This window comes from Alteromonas sp. AO-Serp, assembly GCF_017849675.1.
Lineage (GTDB): Bacteria > Pseudomonadota > Gammaproteobacteria > Enterobacterales > Alteromonadaceae > Alteromonas > Alteromonas macleodii.
Window position 1 is genome coordinate 1 of the sequence record NZ_JAFLMX010000208.1, and the last position, 6,575, is coordinate 6,575.

The 6,575-nt window shown below is 46.0% G+C and carries 6 protein-coding genes; all 6 read left to right on the forward strand.

What is annotated here, in order from left to right:
• Positions 1-421 precede the first annotated feature (421 nt).
• The 6 genes from lpxD to ribBA all read left to right on the forward strand — a co-directional run bounded on the left by lpxD (position 422) and on the right by ribBA (position 6,403).
• Positions 422-1,450 (forward strand): UDP-3-O-(3-hydroxymyristoyl)glucosamine N-acyltransferase, encoded by a 1,029-nt coding sequence (gene lpxD, locus QVA83_RS14010; protein ID WP_287498604.1) that lies wholly within the window; start codon positions 422-424, stop codon positions 1,448-1,450.
• Positions 1,451-1,604: 154 nt separating this feature from the next.
• Positions 1,605-2,861 (forward strand): serine hydroxymethyltransferase, encoded by a 1,257-nt coding sequence (glyA, locus tag QVA83_RS14015; RefSeq protein WP_014950092.1) that lies wholly within the window; start codon positions 1,605-1,607, stop codon positions 2,859-2,861.
• Between the two features lie 98 nt (positions 2,862-2,959).
• Positions 2,960-3,409 (forward strand): transcriptional regulator NrdR, encoded by a 450-nt coding sequence (gene nrdR / locus QVA83_RS14020; protein ID WP_012517538.1) that lies wholly within the window; start codon positions 2,960-2,962, stop codon positions 3,407-3,409.
• 50 nt (positions 3,410-3,459) lie between these two features.
• Entirely contained in the window at positions 3,460-4,599 is a 1,140-nt protein-coding gene (gene ribD / locus QVA83_RS14025) for a bifunctional diaminohydroxyphosphoribosylaminopyrimidine deaminase/5-amino-6-(5-phosphoribosylamino)uracil reductase RibD (RefSeq protein WP_014976985.1), read from the forward strand.
• Between the two features lie 20 nt (positions 4,600-4,619).
• Positions 4,620-5,282, forward strand: coding sequence for a riboflavin synthase (locus QVA83_RS14030; RefSeq protein ID WP_014976984.1), 663 nt, complete (start codon positions 4,620-4,622; stop codon positions 5,280-5,282).
• A 20-nt stretch (positions 5,283-5,302) separates the two neighbouring features.
• Entirely contained in the window at positions 5,303-6,403 is a 1,101-nt protein-coding gene (gene ribBA, locus QVA83_RS14035; RefSeq protein ID WP_287498605.1) for a bifunctional 3,4-dihydroxy-2-butanone-4-phosphate synthase/GTP cyclohydrolase II, read from the forward strand.
• The last annotated feature ends 172 nt before the right edge of the window (positions 6,404-6,575 follow it).

Genomic DNA, 6,575 nt, shown 5'->3' on the forward strand with positions numbered 1-6,575 from the left:
GCCATGCTCTATCCTCGCTGAAAAAGCGGTGAAAAATAATAAAGTCCTAATTGGGCGTATTCTACTCGTAACAGGGTAGTTTATGCTAGAGCCTGTTGACCTTTGATGTACAGAAAAGGTCAACAGGCCCTTGTCACTTACACTCGGTGCTTTCGTGCTTGATGGAAATTTGAGCGCTCATTTTAAAAAGTTTGATTTATGCGTCGGTTGATGAGGCGATTTAAGGTAAACTTGGTTTCATTATAAAGGGTAAGCGTGTGCTTTCTGGGGAGTTTGTAGCCACCAGATATAGCCTAAAAGCGTTAGACTCAAAACCAGAGCCTGTAGGATTGTTTCGCGATTAAAAGGGTTTCCAACTAAACCTAAATTTCTACAGTAAAAGTCAACAGGTTCTATCGATATCTCTGAACAGGTAATTTAAATGACTGCTATGAATAAACGCACATACAGTTTGGATGAGCTTGCTAAGCACGTGAATGGGGAAGTGCAGGGTGATGGAAATATCACGATCTCTGCAGTAGGTACGTTATCTGGTGCAGCGTCGCATCAAATTTCCTTCCTGACCAACCCTAAATATAAGCCTCAGCTAAAAGATACTAAGGCCGGTGCGGTAATTCTGCACGAAAGCTTAAAAGGTGAGAGCCCAGTTCCTGCATTAATTGTGGCAAACCCTCATGCTGCTTTCGCTCTTATCGCGCAGTTATTTGATACTACCCCAGCGGTAGCTACAGGCATTGCTGAGTCAGCGGTTATTGCTCCATCTGCCCGTATCGGCAGTGATGTGTCGCTAGGACACAACGTGATTATTGAAGAGAACGTAGTATTAGGCGATAGAGTTACGGTTGGCGCCAATACTGTTATTCGCAGAGGCACTCATATTTGTGAAGGCTGTACCATTCACCCGAACGTGACTATCTATCATGACGTAGTAATTGGTAAGCGCGTGACGATTCATAGCCAAACGGTGATTGGCGCGGCAGGCTTTGGTTACGCAAACGATAAAGGCGTTTGGATCCCTATTCCACAAATAGGGTCGGTTCGCATTGGTGACGACAGTCAGATTGGCGCAAGCAGCAGCATTGACCGCGGCGCCATGGAAGATACGATTTTAGGCACTAACGTTATTATCGATAACCAAGTACAAATTGGCCACAACTGTATTATTGGTGATCACTCTTGTATTTGCGGCGCTACAGGAATTGCTGGTAGCTGTCATATCGGCAAGCACGTTATTATCGGTGGTGGAGTGGGCATTAATGGTCACATTAGCATTTGCGATAATGTTCAGGTGACTGGCTATACCATGATTGTACAAGATATCACTGAACCGGGTGTTTATTCTTCTGGCCAGCCAGCACAAACCAACCGTGACTGGCGCAAAAATACGGTTCGCCTTGCCAAAATTGGTAGTTTATTTGACCGTGTTAAAGCCCTGGAAAAACAGGTCTGATCTCGCGCTGGCGCAGGTATTTCGTTAAACCTGCGCCATTTATATTAATTTGGTCACAAAGCGGTATACAAGCCCCCGAAAATGACTAGAATATGGCTCGAATTTGAGCAATCAGTGCGTAACGCCATATAAAAACCGCAGTTAAGGAGCCCCCATGTTTTCTCGCGAAATGAATATAGCCGACTTCGATCCTGAATTAGCCGATGCAATGTCTAAAGAGGTTGAGCGTCAAGAACATCACATAGAGCTAATTGCCTCTGAGAACTACTGTAGCCCACGTGTAATGGAAGCACAGGGTTCGCAGCTTACTAACAAGTACGCGGAAGGCTACCCAGGCAAGCGTTACTACGGTGGTTGTGAGCACGTAGACGTTGTTGAACAACTTGCTATCGATCGTGCAAAAGCACTATTCGGTGCAGACTACGCGAACGTTCAACCGCACGCTGGTTCACAAGCTAACTCTGCCGTATTCATGGCACTACTTGACGCAGGCGATACGGTATTGGGAATGAGCCTTTCTGAAGGTGGTCACCTTACTCACGGTTCACACGTAAACTTCTCTGGTAAAACCTACAATGCTGTTCAGTATGGTCTGAACAAAGAAACCGGTGAAATCGATTACGCTCAGGTTGAGGCACTTGCTAAAGAGCACAAGCCGAAAATGATTATCGGTGGTTTCTCTGCGTATTCTGGCATTGTTGATTGGGCAAAATTCCGTGAAATCGCTGATAGCGTTGGCGCTTACTTGCTCGTAGATATGGCGCACGTAGCAGGTCTTGTAGCAGCGGGCGTTTATCCAAACCCGCTTCCTCACGCTCACGTGGTAACAACGACTACTCATAAAACGCTAGCGGGTCCACGTAGTGGTCTTATCCTATCTTCATGTGGCGATGAAGCGATTTACAAAAAGCTTAACAGCTCGGTATTCCCAGGCAACCAAGGTGGCCCTCTTTGCCACGTGATCGCAGCTAAAGCGGTTGCATTCAAAGAAGCACTACAGCCAGAATTTAAAGTGTATCAGCAGCAGGTTGTTGCAAATGCGAAAGCTATGGTTTCTGTAATGCAAGAGCGCGGTTATAACATCGTTTCTGGCGGTACTGACAACCACTTGTTCCTTCTTGACCTAATCGACAAGGACATTACCGGTAAAGATGCTGACGCAGCACTTGGTGCCGCAAATATTACGGTAAACAAAAACTCAGTGCCAAATGACCCGCGTTCACCGTTTGTAACCAGCGGTCTTCGTATTGGTAGCCCAGCGATTACTCGCCGTGGTTTCAAAGAAGAACAAGCTAAGCAAGTTGCAACATGGATTTGCGACATTCTAGATAACATGGGCGATGAGTCTGTTATCAAACGTGTTCAAGACGAAGTGGTTGCACTTTGCGCACAATTCCCTGTTTATAAATAAATAGGTTTGTGTTTTATTGCGTACTTTGGTACTAATGCTGGACTAACTAGTCTAGGTTTAATTTAGATACCTAAGTACGCAATATTTAAGGATTATTCATGTTTTGCCCGTTTTGTTCAGAACAAGAAACAAAAGTCATTGATTCTCGTTTGGTTGCAGAAGGGCAACAGGTGCGTAGACGCCGTGAATGTATGGTGTGTCACGAGCGCTTCACGACCTTTGAAAGTGCTGAGCTCGTGATGCCTCGCGTTATTAAACGCGATGGTTCTCGTGAACCGTTTAACGAAGATAAACTTCGTGCAGGCTTGCAACGCGCACTCGAAAAGCGCCCTGTGAGCACAGAAAAAGTTGAACAATGTATCCTCTCACTTAAGTCACAGTTGCGCGCAACCGGTGAACGTGAAGTGAGCAGTGAACTGCTCGGCAACCTAATTATGAAAGCCCTCAAAGAACTCGATAAAGTTGCTTATGTCCGGTTCGCCTCCGTTTATCGCTCTTTCGAAGATATTCGTGAATTCGGAGAAGAGATTGCGCGATTAGGAGATTAAGTCGGCGACCTCTCAAACATCAGGCACTTAGGGCTACAACAGGAATCCAAGTGAACCACGATACGGTTAAAAACGATTATTTTTGGATGGCAAAAGCCATTCAGCTTGCCCAACAAGGGCGTTTTACCACTTCTCCTAACCCTCGCGTAGGCTGTGTAATTGTTGACGAAAACAATCATTTGCTTGGTCAGGGATATCACATTCAAGCTGGTACACCCCATGCCGAAGTGCATGCATTAAGACAAGCATCTAACGCACGTCCGCAGGGCGCAAAGGGCGCGACGGCATACGTTACACTTGAACCTTGTAGTCATTTTGGTCGCACACCGCCTTGCGCTGTTGCCTTGGTAGAAGCAAAGGTAGCGCGTGTTGTTATTGCTATGACCGACCCGAATCCAAACGTATGCGGTAACGGTATTAGCATTCTGCAGGAAGCAGGCATCGAAGTGGTAAGCGAAGTGATGGCTGCTGAGGCCGCAGCGCTAAACCCCGGGTTTATTAAACGCATGCTTACTGGTAAGCCCTTTGTTCGCGTGAAATTAGGCATTAGCCTAGATGGAAAAATAGCCCTTCAAAATGGGGTGAGTCAGTGGATTACTGGTGCAGAAGCAAGGCGGGATGTGCAACAGTATCGTGCACAAAGTTGCGTGGTGCTCACAGGCTCAGGTACGGTGAAAGCCGATAACCCTAGTTTGTTGGTTAGAGAACAAGAAGCACAGTTCACTAATTATCCTCTGGAACACATTCGTCAACCTGCCCGTGTTGTTATCGATGGCAAAAGCGCGCTTAGTCGAGGCTACGCATTGTTTAATGACGGCAACCTAACCTTAACTGCTACATCGCAAGCCCACCCAGATACGGCAACACAGCACTATCTTTCGGTAGATGAAAAAGACGGTAAACTCAATTTACATTCACTTATGTCAGCACTAGGCGATAAGCAATACAATGAAGTCTGGGTGGAAGCAGGCCCTGGCCTTGCCGGTGCATTATTGCAAGAAGGGCTGGTGGATGAACTTATTTGCTACCAAGCGCCTAAGCTTTTAGGTGATAAGGGAGTCAGTATGGTTAATTTACCCGCGCTCACGTCGCTAAATGAATGTATTTCGCTTTCGCTTATTGAAAATCGTCAAGTGGGTAACGATATTAAGCTTATCTTCCGTCCTGATGTTAGCAACACCCGTGGTTAACGCGATTAAAGAGGAACTTTATGTTTACAGGAATTATTCAAGCGCTAGGTACAATCAAGAAGCTTGATAACCGTGGCAACGATATTCGACTTACCGTTTCATCGCCTACGCTTGATATGTCTGATGTCGCACTCGGCGACAGTATTGCGACCAATGGTGTTTGCTTAACAGTTACTGATATGGGCCCCGATTATTATTGTGCAGATGTGTCGGCAGAGACCATCAAATTAACAGGCTTTGCACATTACAGCGCAGGCTCTACGGTGAATCTTGAGAAAGCGATGCGTCCAAGCGACCGTTTAGGCGGACATATCGTTTCCGGTCACGTTGATGGTGTAGGCGAGGTTACACAAATCATTAAGCACTCAGACTACATAGAGTTCTGGGTAAAAGCGCCAGAAGCCTTGGCTAAATATATTGCGCATAAAGGTAGTATCACCGTTGATGGTATCAGCTTAACTGTTAACGAAGTTAATGGCGCAGAATTTATGCTTTGGATCATTCCTCATACATTGCAAGAAACCATTATGGGGAGCTATAAGGTGGGCACAGCGGTGAACTTAGAGGTTGATATTATTGCGCGCTATTTAGAGCGACTGATGTTGGGCGACAAAGCCGCCGAACCAAAAAGCAAAGGCATTGACATGGCATTTCTTGCCGAGAACGGATTTTTAAGAAAATAACCCTACAAGAAGCACACAACATGGCATTTAACACTACACAAGAAATAATTGAAGACATTCGCCAAGGTAAAATGGTTATCTTGATGGATGACGAAGACAGGGAAAATGAAGGCGATTTGATAATGGCGGCAGAGCATGTGACGCCTGAAGCCATTAACTTTATGGTAACCCACGCTCGTGGTTTAGTGTGTTTACCAATGACGCAAGAGCGCTGTCGCGCCCTGAATCTTCCGCTTATGGTGGATAAAAATGAAGCACAATTTTCTACCAACTTCACTGTGTCTATTGAAGCGGCAACCGGCGTGACCACAGGCATTTCGGCGGCAGATCGCGCAACAACCATTAAAGCTGCTGTAGCGAAAGATGCGAAAGCGACAGACATTGTACAGCCGGGTCATATTTTTCCGCTAATTGCTAAAGACGGTGGCGTGTTAAACCGCGCAGGTCACACAGAAGCCGGTGTAGATTTACCGCGTTTGGCAGGGTTAGAGCCTGCTGGGGTTATTGTAGAAATCCTCAATGAAGACGGCACGATGGCCCGTCGTCCAGAACTAGAAAAGTTTGCTGAAAAACATAATCTTAAAATCGGCACCATTGCTGATTTAATTGAATATCGCAATCTCAACGAAACCACCATTCAAAAGGTCGCTCAATGCAATATGCCAACCGAGTATGGTGATTTCGAGCTTCACACGTTTAAAGACAGCATCGACAACCAACTTCATTTCGCACTTAAAAAAGGCGAAATTAAAGAAGATGAGCCGACACTTGTACGTGTACACCTTCACAATACGTTTAGTGATCTTCTTGGGTCTACCCGCGGTATTCATCGCTCGATGACGCTTGCAGATGGCATGCGCAAAATTTCAGAAGACGGTGGCATATTGGTGCTATTAGGTAAAGAAGAGCATATTGAAAGTCAGGTACGCCGCTTTGCCGCAGAAGACCGAGGCGAGCGCCCGACTGGCGCTGACTGGCAGGGATCGTCACGCACTATTGGTGTAGGCAGTCAAATTCTAGCATCAATGGGCGTACACAAAATGCGTCTTCTTAGTAAACCAATTAAATATCACGCACTTTCAGGTTACGGCCTTGAAGTAGTGGAGTACGTGCACGACTAGTACTTAGCTGTATGGCGGAGCTAAAGTGGAGAGGGTTTGCGACGAGCACTCCCATCCCACATTGAGTCAAGCATACGTACCCCTTTACGAAAAGTTGAAGTTAAAGAAACAATCCATTTAGTATGGGCGCAGTTGAGGTATACTACAGTCTCTTATACACATCACCCAGCCA

Bases quoted from the DNA above. Each gene is read 5' to 3' on its own strand.
- lpxD (WP_287498604.1), top strand. From the start codon at position 422: ATGACTGCTATGAATAAACGCACATACAGTTTGGATGAGCTTGCTAAG.
- glyA (WP_014950092.1), top strand. From the start codon at position 1,605: ATGTTTTCTCGCGAAATGAATATAGCCGACTTCGATCCTGAATTAGCC.
- nrdR (WP_012517538.1), top strand. From the start codon at position 2,960: ATGTTTTGCCCGTTTTGTTCAGAACAAGAAACAAAAGTCATTGATTCT.
- QVA83_RS14030 (WP_014976984.1), top strand. From the start codon at position 4,620: ATGTTTACAGGAATTATTCAAGCGCTAGGTACAATCAAGAAGCTTGAT.
- ribBA (WP_287498605.1), top strand. From the start codon at position 5,303: ATGGCATTTAACACTACACAAGAAATAATTGAAGACATTCGCCAAGGT.